Source organism: Microcoleus sp. LAD1_D5, assembly GCF_036702115.1.
Taxonomy (GTDB): Bacteria; Cyanobacteriota; Cyanobacteriia; order Cyanobacteriales; family Microcoleaceae; genus Microcoleus.
On the sequence record NZ_JAUBSA010000014.1, the window covers coordinates 77,433 to 100,338 of the forward strand.

The 22,906-nt window shown below is 47.9% G+C and carries 17 protein-coding genes; 9 read left to right on the forward strand and 8 right to left on the reverse strand.

Annotated features, from left to right (window positions below):
- The first annotated feature begins 81 nt into the window (after positions 1 to 81).
- The gene (locus QUA70_RS09280; protein ID WP_333330988.1) at positions 82 to 645 is read left to right on the forward strand and encodes a GxxExxY protein; all 564 of its coding nucleotides are present in this window, start codon (positions 82 to 84) and stop codon (positions 643 to 645) included.
- A gap of 86 nt (positions 646 to 731) precedes the next feature.
- On the opposite strand, the gene QUA70_RS09285 is transcribed toward QUA70_RS09280, so the two are convergent.
- A complete protein-coding gene (locus tag QUA70_RS09285) occupies positions 732 to 872 on the reverse strand; it encodes a hypothetical protein (protein WP_333330991.1) in 141 nt (46 codons plus the stop codon).
- 5 nt (positions 873 to 877) lie between these two features.
- Between QUA70_RS09285 and dndD the strand changes: the two genes are divergently transcribed.
- Both dndD and dndE read left to right on the forward strand, forming a co-directional pair.
- Complete coding sequence (gene dndD, locus QUA70_RS09290; RefSeq protein WP_333330994.1) at positions 878 to 2,875, forward strand: DNA sulfur modification protein DndD; 1,998 nt, start codon at positions 878 to 880, stop codon at positions 2,873 to 2,875.
- A gap of 265 nt (positions 2,876 to 3,140) precedes the next feature.
- Complete coding sequence (gene dndE / locus QUA70_RS09295; RefSeq protein WP_333346362.1) at positions 3,141 to 3,542, forward strand: DNA sulfur modification protein DndE; 402 nt, start codon at positions 3,141 to 3,143, stop codon at positions 3,540 to 3,542.
- A 29-nt stretch (positions 3,543 to 3,571) separates the two neighbouring features.
- On the opposite strand, the gene thiD is transcribed toward dndE, so the two are convergent.
- Positions 3,572 to 4,378, reverse strand: a complete 807-nt coding sequence (thiD, locus tag QUA70_RS09300; RefSeq protein ID WP_333346359.1) for a bifunctional hydroxymethylpyrimidine kinase/phosphomethylpyrimidine kinase — start codon at positions 4,376 to 4,378, stop codon at positions 3,572 to 3,574.
- Positions 4,379 to 4,530: 152 nt separating this feature from the next.
- Between thiD and QUA70_RS09305 the strand changes: the two genes are divergently transcribed.
- The gene (locus QUA70_RS09305) at positions 4,531 to 5,295 is read left to right on the forward strand and encodes an MBL fold metallo-hydrolase (RefSeq protein ID WP_333346357.1); all 765 of its coding nucleotides are present in this window, start codon (positions 4,531 to 4,533) and stop codon (positions 5,293 to 5,295) included.
- Between the two features lie 56 nt (positions 5,296 to 5,351).
- On the opposite strand, the gene ftsZ is transcribed toward QUA70_RS09305, so the two are convergent.
- A complete protein-coding gene (ftsZ, locus tag QUA70_RS09310; RefSeq protein WP_333027130.1) occupies positions 5,352 to 6,626 on the reverse strand; it encodes a cell division protein FtsZ in 1,275 nt (424 codons plus the stop codon).
- A gap of 378 nt (positions 6,627 to 7,004) precedes the next feature.
- Entirely contained in the window at positions 7,005 to 7,907 is a 903-nt protein-coding gene (locus QUA70_RS09315; RefSeq protein ID WP_333346354.1) for an FtsQ-type POTRA domain-containing protein, read from the reverse strand.
- Positions 7,908 to 8,245: 338 nt separating this feature from the next.
- Between QUA70_RS09315 and QUA70_RS09320 the strand changes: the two genes are divergently transcribed.
- The 4 genes from QUA70_RS09320 to QUA70_RS09335 all read left to right on the forward strand — a co-directional run bounded on the left by QUA70_RS09320 (position 8,246) and on the right by QUA70_RS09335 (position 17,466).
- Positions 8,246 to 9,577 (forward strand): P-loop NTPase fold protein, encoded by a 1,332-nt coding sequence (locus tag QUA70_RS09320; RefSeq protein WP_333346351.1) that lies wholly within the window; start codon positions 8,246 to 8,248, stop codon positions 9,575 to 9,577.
- 683 nt (positions 9,578 to 10,260) lie between these two features.
- Complete coding sequence (locus QUA70_RS09325) at positions 10,261 to 15,732, forward strand: WD40 domain-containing protein (RefSeq protein WP_333346348.1); 5,472 nt, start codon at positions 10,261 to 10,263, stop codon at positions 15,730 to 15,732.
- 175 nt (positions 15,733 to 15,907) lie between these two features.
- Complete coding sequence (locus QUA70_RS09330; protein WP_333346345.1) at positions 15,908 to 16,711, forward strand: TPM domain-containing protein; 804 nt, start codon at positions 15,908 to 15,910, stop codon at positions 16,709 to 16,711.
- A 131-nt stretch (positions 16,712 to 16,842) separates the two neighbouring features.
- The gene (locus tag QUA70_RS09335) at positions 16,843 to 17,466 is read left to right on the forward strand and encodes a precorrin-8X methylmutase (RefSeq protein WP_015179019.1); all 624 of its coding nucleotides are present in this window, start codon (positions 16,843 to 16,845) and stop codon (positions 17,464 to 17,466) included.
- 8 nt (positions 17,467 to 17,474) lie between these two features.
- On the opposite strand, the gene QUA70_RS09340 is transcribed toward QUA70_RS09335, so the two are convergent.
- From QUA70_RS09340 to dapB, 4 genes are all read right to left on the reverse strand, one after another.
- Positions 17,475 to 17,810: a DUF2442 domain-containing protein gene (locus QUA70_RS09340; RefSeq protein WP_333346342.1), complete on the reverse strand. Its 336-nt coding sequence runs from the start codon at positions 17,808 to 17,810 to the stop codon at positions 17,475 to 17,477.
- Positions 17,791 to 18,027: a DUF4160 domain-containing protein gene (locus QUA70_RS09345; RefSeq protein ID WP_333346339.1), complete on the reverse strand. Its 237-nt coding sequence runs from the start codon at positions 18,025 to 18,027 to the stop codon at positions 17,791 to 17,793. Before QUA70_RS09345 ends, QUA70_RS09340 begins: the two co-directional genes overlap by 20 nt.
- Before the next feature lie 72 nt (positions 18,028 to 18,099).
- Positions 18,100 to 18,810 (reverse strand): phosphate ABC transporter permease, encoded by a 711-nt coding sequence (locus QUA70_RS09350; RefSeq protein ID WP_333346337.1) that lies wholly within the window; start codon positions 18,808 to 18,810, stop codon positions 18,100 to 18,102.
- A gap of 181 nt (positions 18,811 to 18,991) precedes the next feature.
- Complete coding sequence (gene dapB, locus QUA70_RS09355; protein WP_333346453.1) at positions 18,992 to 19,819, reverse strand: 4-hydroxy-tetrahydrodipicolinate reductase; 828 nt, start codon at positions 19,817 to 19,819, stop codon at positions 18,992 to 18,994.
- Positions 19,820 to 20,118: 299 nt separating this feature from the next.
- Here dapB and QUA70_RS09360 point away from each other — a divergent pair, with 299 nt between their 5' ends.
- Positions 20,119 to 22,644, forward strand: coding sequence for an EAL domain-containing protein (locus QUA70_RS09360; protein ID WP_333331026.1), 2,526 nt, complete (start codon positions 20,119 to 20,121; stop codon positions 22,642 to 22,644).
- Positions 22,645 to 22,906 lie beyond the last annotated feature (262 nt).

Here is a 22,906-nt window from a genome sequence, read left to right on the forward strand (position 1 = left end):
GAGCGATCGCATATAATGGTTTTTCAACTAACCGCAGCATTAACAAACCACCATCGTTTAAATTACACAATTTTTACGACCATGCTTGACCCTAATATTCCCCATCAGGATCTTACATACAGCATCATCGGCTGTGCAATGAGAGTACACCGGAGGACACAAAAAGGTTTAAGAGAAAAACATTACCAAAGAGCATTTGATGCAGAAATGCTGAAATCCAGTATTACAACAGAAATGGAATATCCCAGACAAATTTATGACGGTCAAGTTTGGATGGGAATTCTCTATCTAGACCATTGGGTAAATGAATGTATTGTAGTAGAAGATAAAGCCGTAAATTATCCAATGACCGATAAAGACCAAGCTCAAATCATAGCTTACTTAGCATCGACAGGAGCGAAAGTAGGTTTATTTATCAACTTTGGTCGCAGTAAATTAGAATATCACCGCATTCTCCCACCAAAATCCGTACAAGGTTGGCAACAACACATTCAACCATACTTGTGGCGGCCGAAAACAAATGGCAGAGGTTGGACAAGAGGAAGTGCAGGAACCTATGAAGAAACAGATGACGAACTCCCATTACCTCCCCACATTCAGTCCCAAAACGAAGAGGAAGATTCAACCGGTGTAATTGATTGGTAGCAAGGGAGGAGGGCGGTTAGCAGCGGATTTTGTAACGGATGTAACGGATGTAACGGATGATTAGTGGGAGATCACCAAATCTGCCACTAACCGCCGCCCACCAACCACCCATCCGCTAAATCCGCGACCAAATCTGCCACTAACCGTCCCCCACCAACCACCCATCCGCTAAATCCGCTACAAAATCCGTTGCTAACCGCCCCCCCACCAACCAACAACATATACATCTACAATGCAATTCCTCGAACTCGTCCTCAAAAACTTCGGGCCCTATGCAGGCACCCAAACCATCAATCTCCGCCCCGAAAAAGACGGAAATCCCTGCCCAGTCATTTTATTTGGCGGCATGAATGGCGGCGGCAAAACCACCCTCATGGACGCCATTCGCCTTGCCCTCTACGGTGGCCGCGCCCAATGTTCCACCAGAGGCAATTTAAGCTACAGCGACTTTCTCAATCAATGCGTCAACCGCCACACTCCCCCATTAGAAGATACCCGCGTCGAACTAACATTTGAACAAGTCCAAGACGACAAATTAGCTCAATTCAAAATAGTTAGATACTGGAAAAAATTAGATATCAAAGACAACCTAAGCATTCTCATATACAGCGAAATTGTCAGCGATTGGTGGTCGGACAAAGCAATTACTAACACCTGGGACGAATACATCGAAACCCTTTTGCCCGTCGGAATATCCAACCTATTTTTGTTTGACGGCGAACAAGTAAAAGAACTCGCCGAACTCGAAACACCGCCGGAGTTTGTCGTCGGGGCGATTAAATCTCTTTTAGGTTTAGAATTAGCAGAACGCCTCGCCGTCGATTTAGAAATATTAGCCGGCCGCAAGCGGAAAGAAATTGCTGGCAAAAAAGACTTGGCTGCTTTAGAGAAAATTGAACAAACTTTTCAGAAAATTACTGATGAAATAGACTTAGCTAAGCAAGAACAAGCCAGCTTTAAAAACGAGTTAGATAAAGCTCAAAAAAATCAGCAACAAGCCTCAGAAAAGTTTATTTATGAAGGCGGGAAAATTGCCGCCGATCGCAGTCAACTAGACAGACAGCTAAACGATTACAGAAATCAGGCCGAAAAAAACCGTCAAGCCATGATGGAATTGGCATCAAATACGCTACCACTAGCCCTAATTTCACCCTTGCTAAGTGAAGCAAAAATTCAAGCAGAAACAGAAGCCAGCCAGCAGCAAGCAAAGATTGCCCAAAATGTTATCAAACAAAGAAGCGATCGCCTCCTCAACTATATAGCGGAAATCTCCTTAAATCCCCAACAGCTAGATAAAATTCAAGACTTCATCCGCCAAGAAAACCAAGAACTCGAACAGCAAGCCGGAACAGACGCCCCGCCCTGGATGAACGCCGACAACAACAGCATCCAGCAACTAGAAAACCTTCTTAGCTACCAAATCAAAGCCCAGCAAATTCTAGCCCGCGACCAAATAGAAGAAATCAAAAGCATCGAAGCAGAAATCGACTTTACAGACAGACAACTCGCAGCCGCCGCTTCCCCCGAAGCCTACGAAAAACTAGAAGAAGAAGTCAGGAAAGCCCAAAAAGCAGTCGCTATCGCAGCCGCAGCCTTAGAATCAGCCAACCGCCGCGTCGATGAATTAGAGAGAGAATTAGCCAAAAACCAAAAAGAACTAGAAAACTACAGCAGCGAATACATCACCATCAGAAACAGCCAACACGTCATCGCTTCCATCGCCAAAGCCCAAGCCACCCTGAAACTCTTTAAAGAAAAACTCACCCTCAAAAAACTCAACAAACTCGAAATAGAAATTACCGACTGTTTCCGCTACCTGTTGCACAAAACCGACCTCGTGCACAGAGTTGCGATCGACACTCAAACATTTAGCCTCTCCATTTACGATCCAGAAGGCAAACCGGTACCCAAACACCGACTTTCAGCCGGGGAAAAACAATTGCTGGCGATCGCCTTTTTGTGGGGATTGGCTAGAGTATCCGGGAGACAATTGCCAGTGGCGATCGACACTCCCTTGGGCCGCCTCGACTCCTCCCACAGAAACAACCTAGTGGAACGCTATTTCCCCTCGGCCAGCCACCAAGTCATTCTGCTTTCTACCGACACGGAAATTAGAAAAGTAGAATACGAAAAACTCCAAGAATTAGAGGCGATCGCCCACAGCTACCTCCTCAAATACGACTCCGCCAAACACCAAACCACCGTCGAAAAAGGTTACTTCTGGGAATAAAAATTCGCCCTAAAAATTAGCCGCAACCCCTTGACTTTGCCCTGGGGTTGCGGTAGTATATATAGGATAATGGGATGGTGGCGAAAATTTTATTTTTGCCACCATCCCATTATTAAGGATAAATCCTACTACAATCACAATACCAAAAAAAACCGATTTAATCAAGTCGTGCCGTGTAAAAAAATGTTAATTATTTCGGGTTATCTAGAGGCTTTGCTTCCCCAATATTAACACTTTTTACAATATACCAAACAATCTTAAACTCATGGAACCACCACTCGATCGCATCCGCCTCTCTCAAACAGGCAAAGACCAACTATCAAAACTGAAACGATCGACCAAAATCGATCAGTGGAATATTCTCTGCAGGTGGGGGTTTTGCCGATCGCTCGCCGAACCAAGCATCCCATCCCCAGTACCAATTCCCAGCGACAGCAACGTCGAATTAAGCTGGGATGTTTTCGGCGGCGACATGGCTGATATCCTGATAATTGCCCTCAAACAGCGGTGTCACCAAGACAAATTAGGCACAGAAAAAGAAACTCTAGCGAAACAGTTTCGCCTGCACTTGCACCGAGGAATTGGTTATTTGGCCGGCGATCCGAATATTAAGAAAATCGAAGACTTGGTGGCGATCGCTTTATCGCCAGAGAAATTAAGAAACTAACTGACTGTTGACTTCTTCCGTCTTCCTTCTTACTTCAACAGCGGGAAAAAATGACCTACTGGCCCTTGGCCTTCCCCAATATCCAAAGCATATTTGAGAGCAGTAGTCACATAATCCTTAGCCAATGTCACCGCCGTAAACAAATCTTTACCCAAAGCCAAATTAGCGGCGATCGCAGCACTCAAAGTACAACCAGTCCCGTGAGTATTCCCAGTATCAACATTCTCAGTCTTCAACACATCCAACCGCGTACCATCAAACCAAACATCAATTCCCCGCAAATCTCCCGCCATCCCGCCGCCCTTCACCAAAACAGCTTTCGCACCCAAACGATAAATCTGCTGCGCCGCCGATCGCATATCGTCTAGAGAAACAATCTGCAAACCGCTCAAAATCTGAGCCTCAAACCGATTCGGAGTCACGACAGCAGCCATTGGAATCAAAACATCGCGCAAAAATGCGATCGCCCCGTCATCAATCAATCGATCGCCCGATCGTGAAACCATCACCGGATCGACAACCAAATTCCCTATTCCCAAAGCTTCCACCTGTGAAGCCACCGCCACCATAATTTCCCGGTTCAGCAGCATCCCAGTTTTCACAGCGTGCACCCCAATATCGCTAACCACAGCCTCAATTTGAGCCGCCACAGCCTCAGCAGACAAAGCATCCACCCGCATCACCCCCAAAGTATTTTGAGCCGTCACACAAGTCAAAGCACTCGTACCGTGTACACAGTGAAACGCAAAAGTCCGCAAATCCGCCTGAATCCCAGCCCCACCGCCACTATCAGATCCAGCCACAGTCAAAGCCACAGGAATCTTCGATTTAATCATCTTTTTTCAACCGCAGATAAACACAGACACATCCCAATAATATCTGGGTTCATCGTGGCACGGGCGTCCCGCCTGTGCTTCCGAAGGCGTTAAAATTCCCAAACAAAATTAGCTATGATTAAACCAAATGTAAAGAATTATTGCAAACAACTGTGAAACTCACCCGAATCGACCTCAACTCTTGGATCTTCCACATCGCAGATCAAACCATCCTCGTCGATCCCTGGCTGCTCGATCCCCTTGTATTTTACGGTCAACCCTGGCTGTTCACCGCCTACCACAACACCCCCGGATCCTTCACTCCCAGCACCTTACCGCCGATCGACCTCATCCTGATTTCCCAAGGATTAGACGACCACTGTCACAGACCCACACTCGAACAGCTCGATCGCACAATTCCCGCGATCGCCTCACCCACCGCCGCCAAAGTCCTCAGCAGTTTAGGCTACACTAATATCACATCTTTAGCCAATTGGCAAGAGTTAAATTTTAAAGAAAAGTTACAAATAACCGCCGTACCCGGAGCCGAAATCGGGCCGGGACAGGAAGAAAACGGCTATTTGCTCAAAGATTTAAGCAGCGGCGAGACACTTTATTACGAACCGCACCTGCCACCATTAGAAAAAGTCAAACAGAAAATAGACACAGTAGACGTAGCCATAGCCCCAGTCATCGGTCAAATCTTCCCCTTCCTCGGACAAGTCATCATCGGCCCTTCGGAAGCCCTGAAGCTTGCCCAAACCGTAAAACCTCGGTTTTTCCTGCCTACAGCGGCGGGAGACATCCGAGCCACAGGCATTTTACCAATGTTAGTGCGATCGATCGGCAGCATCCCCGAATTTCGCGATTTACTAGCAAAATCGGGACTCTCCACCCAACTCCTCGAACCCGAACCAGGCCAAACCCTAGAAATTTGAGATTTTAGATTTGAGATTTTAGATTTAATCCGCCATCCAAAATCCCAAATCCACATTTATCTAGGCGGGCGACGGTTACGCAAAAACTCAGGAATATCCAATCCCAAATCCTGCGGCGGTTTCGCTTTCGGATCAGGCGTCTGTTGAGCAGGAGTCGTCGGCACAGTTGCAGCCCGCCAAGGAGCATTAACATTTTGCGTCCGCCCCGGAGCCGGAGGCGACGGAACTTCTCCCGAAAAACCAGTAGCGATCACAGTAATCTTAATTTCGCCCTGAAGCCGCTCGTCAATCACCGCTCCAAAAATAATATTGGCATTCGGATCGACAACCTCGTAAATCGTCTCAGCCGCCGCATTCACCTCGTGCAACGTCATGTCAGTACCGCCAGTGATGTTAAACACCACACCTCTAGCGCCCTCAATAGACGAAGCTTCCAGCAGAGGCGAAGAAATAGCCTGCATTGCAGCCTCCCTAGCCCGCGACTTGCCCGAACCCACGCCGATGCCCATCAAAGCCGAACCCGCATCCGCCATTACTGCCCGCACGTCAGCAAAGTCAACATTCACTAAACCGGGAATAGTAATAATGTCAGAAATACCCTGAACCCCTTGGCGCAGGATATCGTCAGCAACTCGAAAAGCCTCTTGTACCGGCATTTGTTCCGAAATCACAGACAGCAGCTTGTCGTTAGGAATTACGATCAGCGTATCCACCCGGGTTTGCAAAGCCGCAATCCCTTCCTCAGCTTGGCTGGTGCGCCGCCGTCCCTCAAACGTAAAAGGCCGCGTCACTATGCCCACAGTCAAGGCGCCCATTTCTTTAGCGACCTCAGCCACGATCGGAGCCGCGCCCGTGCCCGTACCGCCGCCCATGCCGGCCGTGATAAACACCAAATCCGCATGATTCAGAGCATTAGCAACCTCGTCGCGAGATTCCTCCGCAGCCTTTTGACCGATCGCCGGATTGCCCCCGGCGCCCAAACCGCGCGTCAACTTCTGTCCTACTTGCAAGCGTTTCGGAGCATTTGAGAGAACCAGAGCTTGGGAATCTGTATTCACGCACCAAAACTCGACACCAGAAACCTCGCTAGCAATCATCCGGTTAACGGCGTTGCCCCCACCACCGCCGACGCCAATTACTTTGATTTTGGCGGCGCTGCTGGGCATTATGTCTTTGGGATTGACCATAGGATCGATATCAATACTATCTACATTTACATAACCAGACTTGCGTCTAAACGGATTGGCGGAATCTGCAGCCACCGGAAAATTTTTTACTTCTTCCGAAGGGGGACTGTCTTGGTCAGACCCCTGTCTATTATTAAGCTTCATTAGAGTCGGGGATAGTAGATTACAGCTTGTTAACTAAACGCCAATTCACAATCAACTATAGGCTAAGTTGCGCGAAAAACTAACACTGATCAATGCTTAATGTTAGCAATCTCGGATTTTGTCGGTCTCGCTAGCCCAGACCTCGCTTGACGCCATCAAGGTGCTTGACTAGATCCAGGTACTTGTACGCAACGCAGAAGGAAAAAAAGGGCTAGTATCCCTTCCCCAATTGGTATGGAAACAAAAATCTGATTGTTTTTTTCCGACGCGGAGGGGTATCAAAAAAACTCTCCTTATTTCAATACCTACGTATTTATCCTGATGGGTAAAAATTCTGCCGATCGCTCGCGATACCTTCTACCTTCTGTTGACAGAGGCTCAATTCTGGGTGCGAGTGGGTGCGGGAGTGGAACTCTCCAAACTGGGGGGGAGTTCTGGCAAATGGACGATCGGGGAAGCAGGATTTTTCAAGTCAATGTAGGCTATTTTGCTTGAATCTAGCTGTTTTGGCAATTGTCGCATTCGGTCTAAAACCTTAAGTTGCTCCGCAGTCTTGGAACTGTACGGCCCTAAGTGTACGGTACCGATCTCTGTTTTCAAGATCAAGTTTTTCGCGTCTTGCCAATTAATCTCAAACACTTTCACCGTCAAGCCGCTGAGTCCTTCGTAAAACTTCGGCCAAGAGGCGCGATACAGTTCCAAAGGCCCGATGACTTTTAAAGTGGGCAAAGAACGCTGAGGCTGCGTTCCTCGATCGCTGCCGGGCCCGATCGAACTATTCTGCGATCGCACAGCAGTATAACTATCCGACGGCATCCAACCTCCGCGAGCGTCCAGCCACCCCACTTTTTCCTTGTCGCTGTTGGATCTCAACACCGCTGTCGGCTGCGCCACCGCCACCGGCAGGCGTTCTGCCACTTCTACAGTCAAACTCGGGGGAAACAAGTTGCGAGTCACCTTCGCTTTGGCGATCGGCCCCGTTGACTCCAGCTTTTCGGCCAGCGCCTGCGGTTGAATCCCCCACAGCGACTGCGGGTAAGACAGCGGCATCAAAGACCGCACCGCCTTATCTGATAGCCACTGATTGCCCTCCACCTTCACTTGTTCCGATCGGGCAATCAACCAAGCCGGCTGAGCAATCCACCACAGCAAACCTCCAGCGATTGCGCTCGCTGCTAGCATTTGCCACACCAGAGCCGCCAATCGAGCGCGCCTCTGCTGCCGCAACTTTTGGCGCCTGCGCCCTAACTCTGTTTGAGAAACCGCTCCAAAACTAGCCATCTACGTCTTGACAATATAGTAATTAAGGATTAGCACAAATTCAAAACTGTTTAATCTCCCTCTCTGGAACCCTGTTTTCCCCTACCATTTAACCAGATCCCCGCAAATTTACCCATACTCCTGCCAATATAAGTAATATCACTGATCCCGCTAAGTAATAAAAAATTATTAATTAAAAATTCCCAATTCCAGCGCCCGGAAAACCCCTTACCTGATAAAGGTTCTTTGGGTATTTAGGGCATTACCCCACAGGGCAAAAGGTTACAAATCAAACTAAACTCAACTAAAGAAAGTTTAGACTTTCGATTAACTTTTTTAACTTTTATTCGGCTTCAATTGTGAGCGCACTCGAATTAGACAGATTCTATAAAGCCTGCAACCCGAGCAAGACCCTTGTTGCTGGAGACCCAGGGGATTATCAATACTACATTGATTTTGGTTCCGTGCGTGGCGGCAAAATCATTGAATCTTTACAGCGAACCATTACCCGCATCTCCCCCAACGAGCCAACCTGTCAGCTATTTACAGGACATATCGGGTGTGGCAAATCTACGGAATTGTTTCGACTGAAAGCTGAGTTAGAGCAAGAGGGTTTTTGCGTCGTCTACTTTGAGTCTTCCCAAGACTTAGACATGGGGGATGTAGATATCAGCGATATTTTGCTGAGCATTGCGCGCCAAGTCAGCGAAACTATGGAATCCGCTAAAATCAAACTCAGACCGAGCTATTTTACCAATCTGTTTGCAGAAGTGGCAGAATTTTTGCAGACTCCCATAGATTTGTCAGCGGAAGCCGAGTTATCTGTAGGCATTGCTAGAGTGACTGCTAAAACTAAAGACTCTCCCAAACTGCGATCGCAACTTAGGCAATATCTCGAACCCCGCACCAACAGCATTTTGCAGTCGATCAACGAAGAACTCCTCAACAAAGCTAACGCCGAACTTAAGCAGCAAGGCAAAAAAGGGCTCGCAGTCATCGTTGACAACCTCGATCGCCTCGATGCCTCCCTCAAACCCAGCGGACGCACCCAGCCAGAATACTTGTTTTTAGACCGTGGCGAACAGTTGAAAAAACTTAATTGCCATGTTGTCTACACGATTCCCTTGACTTTGATTTTTTCCAACGATTTCGGCCGCCTCGCCAGTCGATTTGGAGTCAAGCCCAAGGTGATGCCGATGGTACCAGTGCAAATGCGATCGGGCGACGACCACCTCGAAGGAATGGCACTGCTGCGCCAGCTAGTATTAGCTAGAGCTTTCCCGAAAGTTGCTCCCGATCAACGCATTGATTTGATTTCCCAGGTGTTTGACTCTCCCGAAACTTTAGATCGGCTTTGCCGGATTAGTGGCGGTCACGTTCGCAATCTACTGATGCTTTTGTATAGCTGTTTGCAGCACGAAGACCCTCCCTTCTCTCGCGAATGCCTCGAAAGCGTCATTCAAGAATATCGCGATGACCTTTTGGGAGCCATCAATGACATGGAATGGGAATTGCTGTTTCAAGTCGTCAAGCGACAAAGTGTAACCGGCGAAGAAGAGTCTCAAATTTTGTTGCGAAGTATGTTTGTCTTTGAATACCGCGATCAAGAAGGTCGTTGGTTTGGGATTAATCCAGCCCTAGCAGAAACCAGAAAATATAAGGAGTGGCTGCAGCGCACTGAAGCAAAATAGTTAGGATTTTTGAGATAGCTTCGTGACTCTAAGAACCCTTAACCACGAGGGAGTTAGAAAGTATTTAACTGAAAATTCATCTCTCACAACTCCGAAATCTTACAATTTAATAAAGAAATCAGTCAGCGGTTTTTGCCACTGGCTGATTTCTGTTGAATGCTGGCTATAGGCGGTGAATGTTATTGTCGTGTAAAACTTTGCCGCCACTAAGGACTTTGCCCACTTTCAACTCTCATATCTGCAATGTCATACCCCCTATTTCTATTTTTACCTGTTGCTCTTAATTTCACATAATCCCATCCCCGACGACATTTTTTTTTTCGGTTGTGTTAAATGCCTGCTACAGATATATCGGAGTTGTTTACTAATAGCTAGCCGTCGGTATGATTATGAGCTTAGCAGTTGGCTATTTATGATAGGTAGTTTTTTATATCTCGCTGAATCAAAAAATCTAAGGCAGCATTAAATTTTTATTTGGAAGTCTAGCATTCTCTGAGATTGAAAGGTATGATATCTTTACATTGGATCTAATAACTATCTAAGTATTGATAGGAGAAGTACGGAAAACTACGTATTTATACAGAGATAAAGCGTCAGACAGGGACGACCATCTCTAAGTAGATACGCTTTCAGTCACGATTGGCGAGAGTTAGGTAATTGATTTAGGCAAAAGAGGTGCACGCATGACCGATCTAATTAAGGCACAAGAAACTGCTAACTACAACGAGCGATCGCTCAAAACTCTGGTAAGATCCATCGCAATGTCTCAACACCAATTCTCGCTAATTTTGGTGCGCTGCAACTACGAGCAGTTGCGCCAGCAAATAGCGCAACGACTGCGAGAAGTGTCCCCAGTTCCCATTCAATATCTCGTCCTGCCAGCTTCAGTCAAAACCCTTTACACTACCCTGCAGGCAAGCACTTTCCAGGAGGGGTACTCGCCTGTGGTTTCTGCCTCGGCTTTGATGGTATTTGGTTTAGAAACAGTAGTAGCGATCGACGAACTGATGGCCTCTACCAATCAAGTGCGAGACGAATTTCGCAAAAATTTTTCCTGCCCGGTAATTTTGTGGGTAACAGATGACATCGTGACCAAAATGATTCGTCTGGCCCCGGATTTCAAAAGTTGGGCCGCCGCCACAATTAAATTTGAAATGGGCGTTGACGAATTAATTAATTTCCTCGCTAGGCGAGCCGATACTATATTTAAAATAGGCGAACTCAATCAAGAACTCGCCAGCAGCAACGTCAGCACCATCGCTAGTTGTGAAACCTGCGAAACCCAGTGCGAAAAAAGCGGCCTGGAGCGCGAAATCAGCCCTGGAGAACGCTTTCTAACTTTTAACTCAGGGCCCCAAAACCGACGACAATCAGATCTCCACTCCTATTCGCCATTGAGTCCGGGCAATACCTTCGATTTGGCGATCGGCTCTTTGCCACGCCGAGAACTAGAATTAGCTTTAAGAGATTTACAAAATCGCGGTGAAGAATTAGAACCCGCCCTCAAAGCCAGCCTGCAATTCGTTCTCGGTCGAGATTACTATGTCAGCGACCAAACCGAAACTGCCTTAATTCACTACCAAGAAAGTTTAGTATTTTGGCAGCAGAAAACGGGCAACTGGGAACTGGCCAACTTGGAACATCCCGAAAACCCAGAAACCTTCTCCTCCTTGTCGAATCCTGTCCCCAAAATTTTATTTTTAGAGAGAGAAGGCATAGTGCTGTTTCACATAGCCCTATGTCACCGGTTGCAAGCAGCCAGAAACCCGGTAGCCAACCGCCACCACTGGGAACAAGCTTGGATTAGCCTGGAACAATCTAGAAACGCTTTCTCCCTTGCCTCACGCCCGGAATTGGTAGCTGAGGTGACAGCACACCTCGGAGAAGTCCTGCAGCGCCTGAAAGCTTGGGGAGAGTTGCAAGCATTAGCGGAAAATTCTTTGCAGTTGCACTTCACTTACGGTACTCCCAGCCAACTAGCTCAAGATTACGGCTTTTTGGCGGAAGTTGCCCTGCAACAGTCGAGGTGGAGTCAAGCCCGCCAGCTAGCCGAGTTGGCTTTGGCGATTTTGGATCAAACGCCTAATGATTTGAGATTGCTGATTGAAGATTTGAGATTGGGGTTTGAGGGAAATTATCCAGAATTTGTGGGCCCTAACGAGTTAAGTAACGAACCCAAATCTAAAATCCAACATCCTAAATCCGACAGGAGTTCGTATCTTTTACTTTTAGCCCGAAGTTTGCGGCAGCTAGGCCAGTGGGAAGCGGCGGTTCATTCTTTGGAGTTGGCTCAATCTCAAAGCGAGCCGAAGTACGACCCCCGACTTTACATCGATATTTTGACAGAATTGCAAGCGGTTTATTTCGAGCAGGGAGAGTATCTTAAAGCGTTTCGGATTAAAAAAACCCAGCGTTCGATCGAATATCAATACGGATTTAGAGCTTTTATCGGAGCCAGCCAATTGCAGCAGCAGCGCCAAGCGGTCAATCCTTCAGGTCCCTCAGCTCAAAACCAAGCTGCCATCGCAGCGTCCATGACAGCTTACTCGCGCCAAAAAGATATCAATAGCTTGCTAGAAAGAATTAGCAGGGACGACCATAAATTAACTATTATTCATGGGCCCAGCGGTGTTGGGAAAAGTTCTCTAGTCAATGCCGGCTTAGTACCAGCTTTGAAAAATATTACTCCGGGCGGGCGGGATACATTGCCCGTAGTAGTCAAAGTTTACACCGACTGGCTGGTGGAGTTAGAAAATGCTTTGAACAGCGCACTGTACGACAAACAAGCCGAAGAGGAAAGTAAATTAATCTCGAAAGGACTACAGGGAATCCACAAAAAAAGTTGCTCGGTTATTCCTGCTCGCAGCTCGGAAGTCTCTTCTTTTATTATAGATCAGTTGCGCGAAAATGCCACAAATAATTTGTTGACTGTGCTGATTTTCGATCAATTTGAAGAGTTTTTCTTTGTTTCGACTTCAGTGGCACAAAGACAACTATTTTATAATTTTTTGCGGTTGTTTTTGAATTTGCCTTATGTCAAGATAATTCTGTGCTTGCGCGAAGATTATTTGCACTACTTACTAGATTGCGATCGCTTCCCAAATCTTGACGCTATTAACAATAATATTCTCGACAAAAGCATCCGCTACCAACTGCGGAGTTTTTCTATCAAAGACGCGCGGGCTGTCATTGGACACTTAACAGAACGGGCGGAATTTTATTTAGAGCCTGCACTTATCGATGCCTTCGTAGAAGATTTAGCAGACGAACTGCAAGAAGTGCGACCAATCGAATTGCAGGTAGTAGGAGCGCAACTGCAAGAAGAAGGTATTACCAGTCTAGCACAATACCAGCAATTGGGGGACAATCCCAAAGCGGAATTAGTGAAACGATCGCTCGAAGGAGTCATCTCTGACTGCGGTCTGGTTAACGAAGATGCAGCGTGGAAAATCTTGTTTTCCCTGACAGATGAAAGAGGCGTTCGCCTGATAAAAACCAAACACGAACTCTCGTTAGTTACAGGTCCGTCGCCAGCCGATGCCCGCGAAACCGAATTATCGGCGATCGGCAGAAACCGACTTTCCCTACAGCGACAGTTCGCAAAAGACCCTGAAAGCCGACAAAAGAAAACCGACAACCTCGACTTAATTTTAGACATTTTAGTTGGTCACGGTTTGCTATTTCTGCTACGAGAAGCGCCCGAAGACCGCTATCAATTGGTACACGACTATTTAGTGCGACCGATCCGCCAAAGATTCGGCTTAGAAGCCAGACTGCACAAAGCAGAAGCAGACAAAAAAATGAGTCAAGCACAGCTCTACCGAGCCAATACTTTTCTCAAACAACTGCTGGGAGTAGCAGTGATCGGCGTCATGCTGCTAACCAGTTCCACCATCGCCGCCGTAAACTTTTGGTGGCGGGCCGTGGGTCAAAAACAGCTAGCTGTCGCTCAAACTCAGCGAGCCGAAATCAGTACCCTAACAGCAGCTTCTGAAGCACTTTATTTCTCAAACAACAAATTTGACGCCATGATGGAAAGTTTGAGAGCTGGCAAAAAGTGGAAACAAATCGAAAACTCCCAACAAATGTATACTCTCAAAGACACCGAAATTCTGATTTCTGCTGCCCTCCAGCAGGCAGTTTATGGAGTCAAAGAACGCAACCGCTTAGAGGGACACGGCGATGTAGTTTGGGGTCTTAGCTTCAGTCCAGACGGCGAAACAATCGCTTCTTCCAGTGTAGATAAAACTGTCAAACTTTGGCGGCGCGATGGCAGTTTGCTGGCAACTTTCAAAGACCATACTAACAGCGTCTCCTGTGTCACGTTCAGTCCCGACAACAAAATCATCGCCTCGGCAAGTTTAGATAAAACTGTCAAAATTTGGCAAACAGACGGCAGTTTGCTGGCAACTTTCAACGGGCATACTAATAGCGTTACCAGCGTTGCTTTTAGCCCTGACGGTCAAACGATCGCCAGTGGCTCTACAGATAAAACTATCAAACTTTGGAAAACCGACGGCACGCTGCTGCGAACGATCGAACAATTTGCTCCTGTAAATTGGCTAAGCTTCAGCCGCGACGGCAACATAATCGCTGTGGCGAGCGATGACGGTACTGTGAAACTTTGGAGTTCTGACGGTCGGTTAATCGCTAATTTCTGGCACAGCGAAAACAGACAACCCTCGAAAATTTACACCGTCAGTTTCTCCCCGGATGGTGAAACGATCGCCAGTGCGGGTGAAGATAAAACGGTGAAAATCTGGAGCCTCGCTGCACTCAAACACCCAGCAACCGAAAATTCAACACAAGCAAAAAAAGGTGAACTGCTAACAACTTTGCGGGGACACAGCAAGTGGGTATTTGGTGTCAGTTTCTCTCCCGACGGTCAAACACTTGCTTCGGGAAGTGCAGACGGGACTGTCAAACTCTGGAGTCTGGCTGGTGTTGGCGACAAACGCCCAACCGATGCTAGCAACATTAAACCAGAGAGTCGTTTGCTGAGAACTTTTGAAGGACACGCCGATCGAGTTACTCAGGTGAGTTTTAGCCCCGAAGGCAAAACCCTGGCTTCGGCAAGTTTTGACAAAACTGTCAGGCTGTGGCGGCTCGATGACGTGCCACTCAAAACCCTCGACGGACACCAAAACCGGGTGCAAGGCGTTACTTTTAGCCCCGACGGCCAAAGGCTGGCTTCTGCTTCTACAGACAAAACTATCAAACTCTGGAGTCGCACGGGGGTTTTGCTAGAAACCTTGGAAGGACACACTCAGAGAGTCGCCAGCGTCAGTTTCAGCCCCGACGGCCAGCTACTTGCTTCTGGGAGTTACGACAAAACGGTGAAAGTCTGGAGTTTGACAGAAGATGGCATGAATAATATTCTCCCTTGTCCTTCGGCCCCGCTATTCCCGTGTTCGCCTTCTGTGCTGTTCACTCTCGACGCCCACGCCGACAGCGTGATGAGCGTGAGTTTTAGCCCTGACAGCCAGATACTCGCTTCGGGGAGCAAGGATAAGACTGTGAAACTCTGGACTAGAAACGGCAGGTTGATTAAAACTTTGACGGGACACACAGGCTGGGTGACTGGGGTGACTTTCAGTCCCGACGGCTCGATGCTGGCTTCTGCAAGCGATGACGGTACTCTCAAACTCTGGAATCGGGACGGTCGTTTGCTGAGAACTTTTGAAGGAGCTCACAACAGTTTTGTGTTGGGGGTTGCTTTTAGCCCTGATGGCAAAATGCTGGCTTCGGCTGGTTACGACAATTCGGTGAAATTGTGGAAGGTGGACGGGACTTTGGTGGCGACGCTGCTGAAAGGTTCTAGCGACAGCGTGACTAGCGTTGGTTTTAGCCCGGATGGTTTGTTGGTTGCTTCGGGCAGTTACGATCATAAGGTGAAGCTGTGGAGTCGCAGCGGGACTTTGCTGAAAACTTTGACGGGTCACAAGGATAGCGTGATGAGCGTGAGTTTTAGCCCGGATGGGAAGGTTCTGGCTTCTGCAGGCCGGGATAATCGGGTGATTTTGTGGAATTTGGATCTTGACGATTTGCTGGTGAGGGGCTGCGATTGGGTGGGGGATTATCTGAGAACTAATCCTAATGTGAGCGATCGCGATCGGCGTCTCTGTGACGGGGTTGGGGCAAAATCTCAATTTTAGTCTGAAGGAAGATGGAAGAGGGAAGAAGGATTCCAAACTTTCCTTCCCCGAACCCTTCCCCTTGCTCTCGGCTTCCTGTAAAGTAAATAATTGTAAAGAAATATGAGTTTTCTCTTATCCTCTGGTTAAGACGGCCAGCTAGCATTCACAATTAAGACCCGGATTATAAGTTCCTATGTCACAGCTTTTCCCGCGAAAATTTCTAGCCTCTGTTGCCGCGTTTTTTCTGGCTTTGTCCGTGTGGGCGATCGCACCAGCAGCCCACGCTTTCAATAATCCCGATTTGTTGCCGTCAACTCAGACGCCGATCATTGACTTAGCTAAAGCCCTTACGGATATTGAAGAACAAAATTTGGCAAAAAATTTAAAGGCATTTGAAGCCGAAACCGGCTGGAAACTGCGAGTGCTCACTCAGTACGATCGCACGCCCGGTTTGGCTGTTAAAAGTTATTGGGGGCTAGATAACAAGAGTGTGTTGCTAGTTGCTGACCCCCGAGGGGGCAATTTGCTCAATTTTAATGTGGGCGACTCGCTGTATCCGCTGCTGCCGCGCACTTTTTGGGTGGAACTGCAAACCCGCTACGGTAATCAATTTTTTGTGCGGGACAATGGGGAAGATCGAGCGATTATTGAATCTTTGGAGTCGATAGAAGGCTGTTTGCGTCAGGGCGGATGCCGCGTGGTTCCCGGTTTGCCGAGGGAACAGTGGATTCTGACGTTAATTACGTCGGTGGTTGGCGGCGTCATCTGCGGGTTTGCGGCTCAGCCTCGGAAGCCGGGACAGGTTGTGGCTTGGCAGTGGGCGCTGATTTTTTCGCCGCTGTGGGGCATTCTGTTTTTCGCTTTCGGACTTGGGCCGGTGGTGACTCGGACTTCTGACTGGTTGCCTGTGGTTCGGAATGTGGCCGGTTTTGCGATCGGAGTTTTGGTGGCATTCCTGACTCCGGTGTTGGGCAAATCTTCTTCGTCGGAAACTTAGTCATTTGTTGACAGGAAAGCAGTTGACAGGAAAGTAGTTGACAGGAAAGCAGATTTTACTCAACAGTCAACGAATGACTAAAAGCTGGTAAGCTGATACCTGACAACTCAGAGGCGACAGCTATCCAACAAATGGAATGGCACGTAAGCGATGCCCAGAGTCTGGGATTAATCGATAACGAAATTGGCGACCACGGTTTTTCAGCGGCGGAGTACGAAATAGTCCGCCGCGTGATTTATGCGACTGCTGATTTTGAGTACAAGTCTTTAATTAGTTTTTCCGATCAGGCTTTGCAGGCTGGGGCGGCTGCTTTGGCTGCTCGGACTACGATCGTGGTAGATGTGCCGATGGTGCAGGTGGGCATTACGCCCCTAATCCAAAGTACCTTTGCGAATCCGGTTTACTGTTCGATGGAGGCTTTGACACGCCCCCAAAAGGAAAGGACGCGGGCTGCTTGGGGGATTGAAACTTTGGCAAGACGCTATCCTGAGGGGATTTTTGTGGTGGGCCAGGCTCAAACTGCTTTGTCGGCGATCGTAGATTTGATTGAATCTGAGGAAATTCGGCCGGCTTTGGTAATTGGAACTCCTTCTGGGTTTGTGGGGGTGGACGTGGCTAAGTCGCGGCTGCACGATTCGATGATTCCTCACATTCGGATTGAGGGCCGCAAGGGCTCTGCCGTGGTAGCTGTGGCTATTGTTAACGGGCTGGTCGATTTGGCTTGGCAAGCTTACGGCCAAGAGGGGAACAGTTGATCGAGAAGTCAGCAGTCATTAGTCATTAGTCGTTCTGGATTATTTTGAGCAGTGTTGCGGTTAATTAACCAACTTTCAAACGATCGTTGACTTTCACTGCTGCGTCGGCCGGCTAGCAAACCTTCAACTCCAATATGTTCGTCTAAATCAACCCATTCAATGGCATAACCATCTCCAAGTAGCTGCCAATTATGTCTTTCCTCCGGGGTACCGTGCAACAAACGGGGATACCAAGCTAAGGGCACGCTCAAACTGCGACCATCAACTAAGTCCACAATTACTTTTTCATCTGTCACCGTGACTTTAATTACGAGGGGTTCTGTTTCAAGTACCAAAGTAGTCATGCCAAGCCTCCAACAATATTTGTTCATATTCCTCTACAAGACGAGCAATCTGATTTAATTCATGCTCTTTGAAGCCTCGATTTTTTTCTAGAGATACAGGATTCATCCAAAATTTGGCAAGTTGCCGATCGCGCTTAACATGAATGTGGGCGGGTTCGCCTCTATCGGAACTAAAAAAGATGAAACTGTAGGGGTCAACCTGAAGAACCGTAGGCATTAGCTGCTATCTTGTGAATTTTGTCCTAATTTTCACCTGAAATCGCTCTTAAATTTGTGGCTACGATCAATATTAATAATCAGCGGGCGATCGCCTTTTTACATCTCTGCTTTGATTAGTGCGATCGCGGTCTTTTTTCCTACCTTTTTTAATTTGCTGGCTCATCTCGACAAACAAATCCCTGCGTAAATAAGGATAGTCGCTCACCCACACGTCGCGGCTGGGAATATAAATATCTGATACTTTGGTAATCGTGCTCAAATCTTCTTGATTTGACATGATTAACATTAAAGCAGCTTGGCCGGGGACAATTCCTTGGTGTTCTTTCCGCAAGGGAGCTCGAAGTGTAGTGGTAAATCCGGTTTTGTCGCCAACTTCTAAGTTGATTCGCGGTTCTAGGTTGTCAATTATTACGAGTTGTCCTTTTTGATTGACTGTTTCTTCTTGACTGGTGACTTCATCTGTGATGTAAATATCCAAAACTCGTCCTTGCCAAAAACCGCCGTATTGATATTTGCGACATTCTGCATTCCGCAAACTCGCCCACAAAATCGGCCCCCACAGCCAGTACAAACCAGCTATCAATCCGGTGATTAAAACTAGCGGCCCGACATCGGAACCGACGAAGCTGTAGACAACCAGCACGAGAATTACGATAACCGCAGAGATTAACATTCTCCTCAAGAAATCGGGCGGTTTCCCCCAGCAATATTTGTATTGAACTCCCGTGGCGACGGCGGGAATTAGTTCTTGAAAGGTTTGGCGGGTTAAGGGAATTAGCATAGGAAGTTCGGCAACAGATTTTGTAACGGATGCAACGGATGTCTGTTCGGCAGCGAATTATATAAGGGTTGTAACGGATTTAACGGATTGAGGTTGAAGTCAGAAATCAGAAGTTAGAAGTCAAAAGTTAGAAGTTAGATTAATTCCCCATTACCAATGACTAATGACTAATGACTAATGACTACAAGATTTTTTCCAGGCCGTAAACGAGCGATCGCAGTTCAAGGACTTTGCGTATAGACAGCAAGACTCCGGGCATATAACAAGCTCGATCGCTCGTATCGTGTCGTAAAGTATAAACTTGACCGGCGCCGCCAAAAATTACCTCTTGGTGGGCAATTAAACCGGGTAAACGGATGCTGTGAATGCGAATCCCTTCATCGGCCACTGAACCCCGAGCTCCCGGCAATTTTTCGGTTTCCTCAACTTCTGGCAGATTGAAAGTTTTTCCCATTTCTGCTAACATTTGGGCAGTTTGAATCGCCGTGCCGCTGGGAGCGTCGGCTTTTTGATTGTGGTGCAGCTCGATAATTTCTACGTGTTCAAAATACTGAGATGCCGTGACGGCGGCTTGTTGGAGCAAAACCATGCCGATCGAGAAATTGGGTATGATCAAACAGCCGATGCTGGCTTTGTCAGCAAATTCAGCTAAGTTTTCAATTTGCTTGCTGCTCAATCCGGTAGTGCCGACTACTGGGCGAACTCCGTAAGCTATTGCCGATCGCACGTTTTCATAAACCGATTTCGGGTGCGTAAAATCTACCATCACGCCTAACTGCTTTTCCTGAGCTGCTAATACCAGCATTCCTTGCAAGTCGTCTGTGATGGGAACTTCTAACGGGTCGCATCCGGCTAATTCGCCGGCATCGGCGTTGAGGCACTCAGGAGAGCGGTCTACAGCCCCAAATAAGGTCATGTCACTAGCATGGGCGATCGCCTTAATTACTTCGCGGCCCATTTTGCCTGCAGCACCGTTAACAATCACCGGAATCGGAAGTTGATTCGCCATCATCTCAAAAATATCCTGAAAGTTAGATCGACTAAATTTTAACGCTTGTGCGAATTTGGGGAAACAAGGAATGAAAGACAGGATTTGTCAGCAAATCTTCAAAAACCCGGTTCCCATTCGAGAAATACTTTGCCAAATCGAGTAATTAGCTTAAAGAAACTCGGTTGTGGCACAAGTTCTGAAAAAATTACATTCAATCTCATATTAAGCTCAATTCTGTAAGAACAGACTGCAAAGCTAATTTGCACCGACATATTTTTTCTGTGACTGCCAAATTCTCTCGAAATCTTCGATATGTCATGTCTGTCGCAACTGGCTTCGACCTGAGTTATCAAAACCGACGGGTCAGGATTTTGCCTGCAATGCTTGCGGGCGTGACTGTAACGCTGCTGAATATGGGAGTTCGGCAGTTGGGAGGCCTGCAAAGCTTGGAATTGGGGAGTTTTGACTCGTTAGTGCGCTTGCAGCCAGATCCGGGCCCCGATCCGCGGCTGCTGGTAGTGGCAATTTCTGAGGCCGATATTCAAGCTTTGGGGAGATTTCCGATTTCCGACGGTGCGATCGCTCAAACCTTGACAAAACTGCAAAAGTATCAGCCAAAAGTCATCGGTTTGGACTTGTACCGGGATTTGCCTCAAGCACCGGGACACCAAGAATTGCTAGCCGGGCTGAAAGCACCGAATGTGGTGGCGATCTATAAATTGAGCGATTCAGAAAGTCAGGGAGTGGGTGCGCCCCCGGGGATACCGCCCGATCGGGTCGGTTTTAACGACTTCGTGCTCGATCCTGATGGCGTTGTACGCCGCAATTTGCTCTCAGTCTCCCAAGCACAGAAGAATACTGCTTTCTCTTTTTCTGTGCAAGTGGCTTTGTTGTATCTCAAAGACAGAGTGCAGCCGGAAAATAGCCCTGTTCATCCCCACCAAATCAACTGGGGAAAGGCAGAATTTGTGCCTTTAACTGCTGACAGCGGGGGCTATGCAAATCTCGACGCCAAAGGCTACCAAATTTTGCTCAAATACCGTTCTGGTAAGGATGTGGCGCGACAAGTCAGTATCAGGCAGGTATTGAAGGGAGAAATTGACCCAAGCTGGGTTAAGGACAAGATTGTGCTGATCGGGACGACGGCACCGAGTACCAGAGATTTGTTTTTGACGCCCTACAGCCCGGTTAAAAAGCAAAGTCCGAAAATGCCGGGGGTGTTGCTGCACGCGCAAATGCTCAGCCAAATATTGAGTGCGGTTTTGGATGGGCGATCGCTATTTTGGGTGTGGCCCGAATGGGCGGAAATTTTGTGGAACGGTGCTTGGGCGTTGGTGGGCGGGGTTTTGGCTTGGCGGATTCAGCACCCTGTGAGGGCAGGATTGGCTGGGGGTGCTGCATTGATGGGGCTGTTGGGGATTAGTTGTGGGATTTTTATTTGGGGTGGGTGGGTGCCGCTGGTGTCGCCGACTTTGGGTTTGGTGGTGACTGGTGTGGGTGTCAGTGCTTACAGGAAGCTTTACGATGCTTTTCACGACTCTCTAACGGGTTTGCCGAACCGGGATTTGTTCGTGGATTGCCTGGGGCGGGCGATGATCGCCAATACTAGGGGCCGGCGCAGCTATCTGTTTGCGGTGCTGTTTTTGGATTTAGACAGGTTTAAGGTGATTAATGATTCTTTGGGTCATTTGGTGGGGGATGAACTGCTGATGGCGGTGGTGCTGCGGTTGAGGGCGATTATTGGCTCCGGGGATACTGTGGCGCGGGTGGGGGGCGACGATTTTGCGATTTTGGTGAGGAATATTGATGTTGACAGTGCGGTGAATTTGGCCGATCGAATTCACAAAGCTTTAATTGTACCTTTTGAGTTGAAGGGCCAGGAGGTGTTTGTCACTGCGAGCATCGGGATTGCCATCGGGGGCGAACCCGCTGCTAATGTCAGGGAACAGCCGGAACACTTGCTGCGGGACGCCCACACGGCGATGTACCGGGCGAAGGCTTTGGGAACGGGAAGGTATCAGGTGTTTAATGCTTCGATGCACGATTTGGCGGTGGAGAGGTTGCAGTTGGAGACGGATTTGCGGATGGCCCTCAAGCGTCGGGAGTTTTTGCTGCACTACCAGCCGTTTGTATCTTTGGCAAGCGGTAAGATTATTGGGTTTGAGGCTTTGGTGCGTTGGCAACATCCGCTGCGAGGTTTGATTCCACCGATGAAGTTTATTCCGGTGGCTGAGGAAACGGGGGCAATTGTGCCGCTGGGTGAGTGGGTGTTGGAGGAGGCTTGTCGGCAGTTGGGGCTTTGGGAGGGAATGTTTGATTTCGATCGACCTTTGATTATGAGTGTAAATTTATCTGGCAAGCAGTTTGCTCAGCCGGATTTGGTCGATCGCCTGAAGGTGATTTTGGAAACAACGGGTTTGAGTGCCGAGAGTTTGAAGTTGGAGATTACTGAGAGTGTGGTGATGGATGATGTGGAGTCGGCGATCGCGGTTTTGAAGCAGATGAAAGCGTTAAATGTCAAGTTGGGAATTGATGATTTTGGCACTGGTTATTCGTCGTTGAGTTATTTGAGTCGGTTTCCTACGGATACTTTGAAGGTTGATAAGTCGTTTGTGGGGCGGATGGAGCTCGAAAGCGAGGGGGAGAATGTGGCGATCGTGCGGACGATTGTGGCGCTGGCTCACGCTTTGGGGATGGATGTGATTGCTGAGGGTGTGGAGACGGCGGCACAATTAGCTAAGTTGAGGTCGATCGGCTGCGAATATGGTCAGGGTTATTTTTTTGCTAAGCCGTTACCGAGCGAGGCTGCGACTGCTTTGATGGCTTCTCTGCCGCAGTGGTAGTTGTGGGTTATTAGTTATTAGTTATTGTACGTTAGAGCTAAAATTGAAAGTCGATCAGGTTCCCAAAACAGCTCTTTAACCTGTTGGATGCTAAAATTAGTGTTATCTAAACAAACATGAAGCTGAAAGAACTTGTCAGTCATCTCGTTATCGATCCTCGAAAATTAACAGAGTATGCTCTTAATTCAATACTCCGGACAGTTTTTAAAGAGGGATGCGACGCCTACGGCAAGCAACGCTTACGCAATAAATCACAGAAGCG

Coding starts and splice junctions, on each gene's coding strand:
- QUA70_RS09360 (WP_333331026.1), top strand. CDS start 20,119: ATGTCTGTCGCAACTGGCTTCGACCTGAGTTATCAAAACCGACGGGTC.
- QUA70_RS09315 (WP_333346354.1), bottom strand. CDS start 7,907: ATGGCTAGTTTTGGAGCGGTTTCTCAAACAGAGTTAGGGCGCAGGCGC.
- ftsZ (WP_333027130.1), bottom strand. CDS start 6,626: ATGAAGCTTAATAATAGACAGGGGTCTGACCAAGACAGTCCCCCTTCG.
- QUA70_RS09340 (WP_333346342.1), bottom strand. CDS start 17,810: ATGACTACTTTGGTACTTGAAACAGAACCCCTCGTAATTAAAGTCACG.
- QUA70_RS09335 (WP_015179019.1), top strand. CDS start 16,843: ATGGAATGGCACGTAAGCGATGCCCAGAGTCTGGGATTAATCGATAAC.
- dndE (WP_333346362.1), top strand. CDS start 3,141: ATGGAACCACCACTCGATCGCATCCGCCTCTCTCAAACAGGCAAAGAC.
- QUA70_RS09285 (WP_333330991.1), bottom strand. CDS start 872: ATGTATATGTTGTTGGTTGGTGGGGGGGCGGTTAGCAACGGATTTTGT.
- QUA70_RS09280 (WP_333330988.1), top strand. CDS start 82: ATGCTTGACCCTAATATTCCCCATCAGGATCTTACATACAGCATCATC.
- dapB (WP_333346453.1), bottom strand. CDS start 19,819: ATGGCGAATCAACTTCCGATTCCGGTGATTGTTAACGGTGCTGCAGGC.
- QUA70_RS09330 (WP_333346345.1), top strand. CDS start 15,908: ATGTCACAGCTTTTCCCGCGAAAATTTCTAGCCTCTGTTGCCGCGTTT.
- QUA70_RS09325 (WP_333346348.1), top strand. CDS start 10,261: ATGACCGATCTAATTAAGGCACAAGAAACTGCTAACTACAACGAGCGA.
- QUA70_RS09345 (WP_333346339.1), bottom strand. CDS start 18,027: ATGCCTACGGTTCTTCAGGTTGACCCCTACAGTTTCATCTTTTTTAGT.
- QUA70_RS09350 (WP_333346337.1), bottom strand. CDS start 18,810: ATGCTAATTCCCTTAACCCGCCAAACCTTTCAAGAACTAATTCCCGCC.
- thiD (WP_333346359.1), bottom strand. CDS start 4,378: ATGATTAAATCGAAGATTCCTGTGGCTTTGACTGTGGCTGGATCTGAT.
- dndD (WP_333330994.1), top strand. CDS start 878: ATGCAATTCCTCGAACTCGTCCTCAAAAACTTCGGGCCCTATGCAGGC.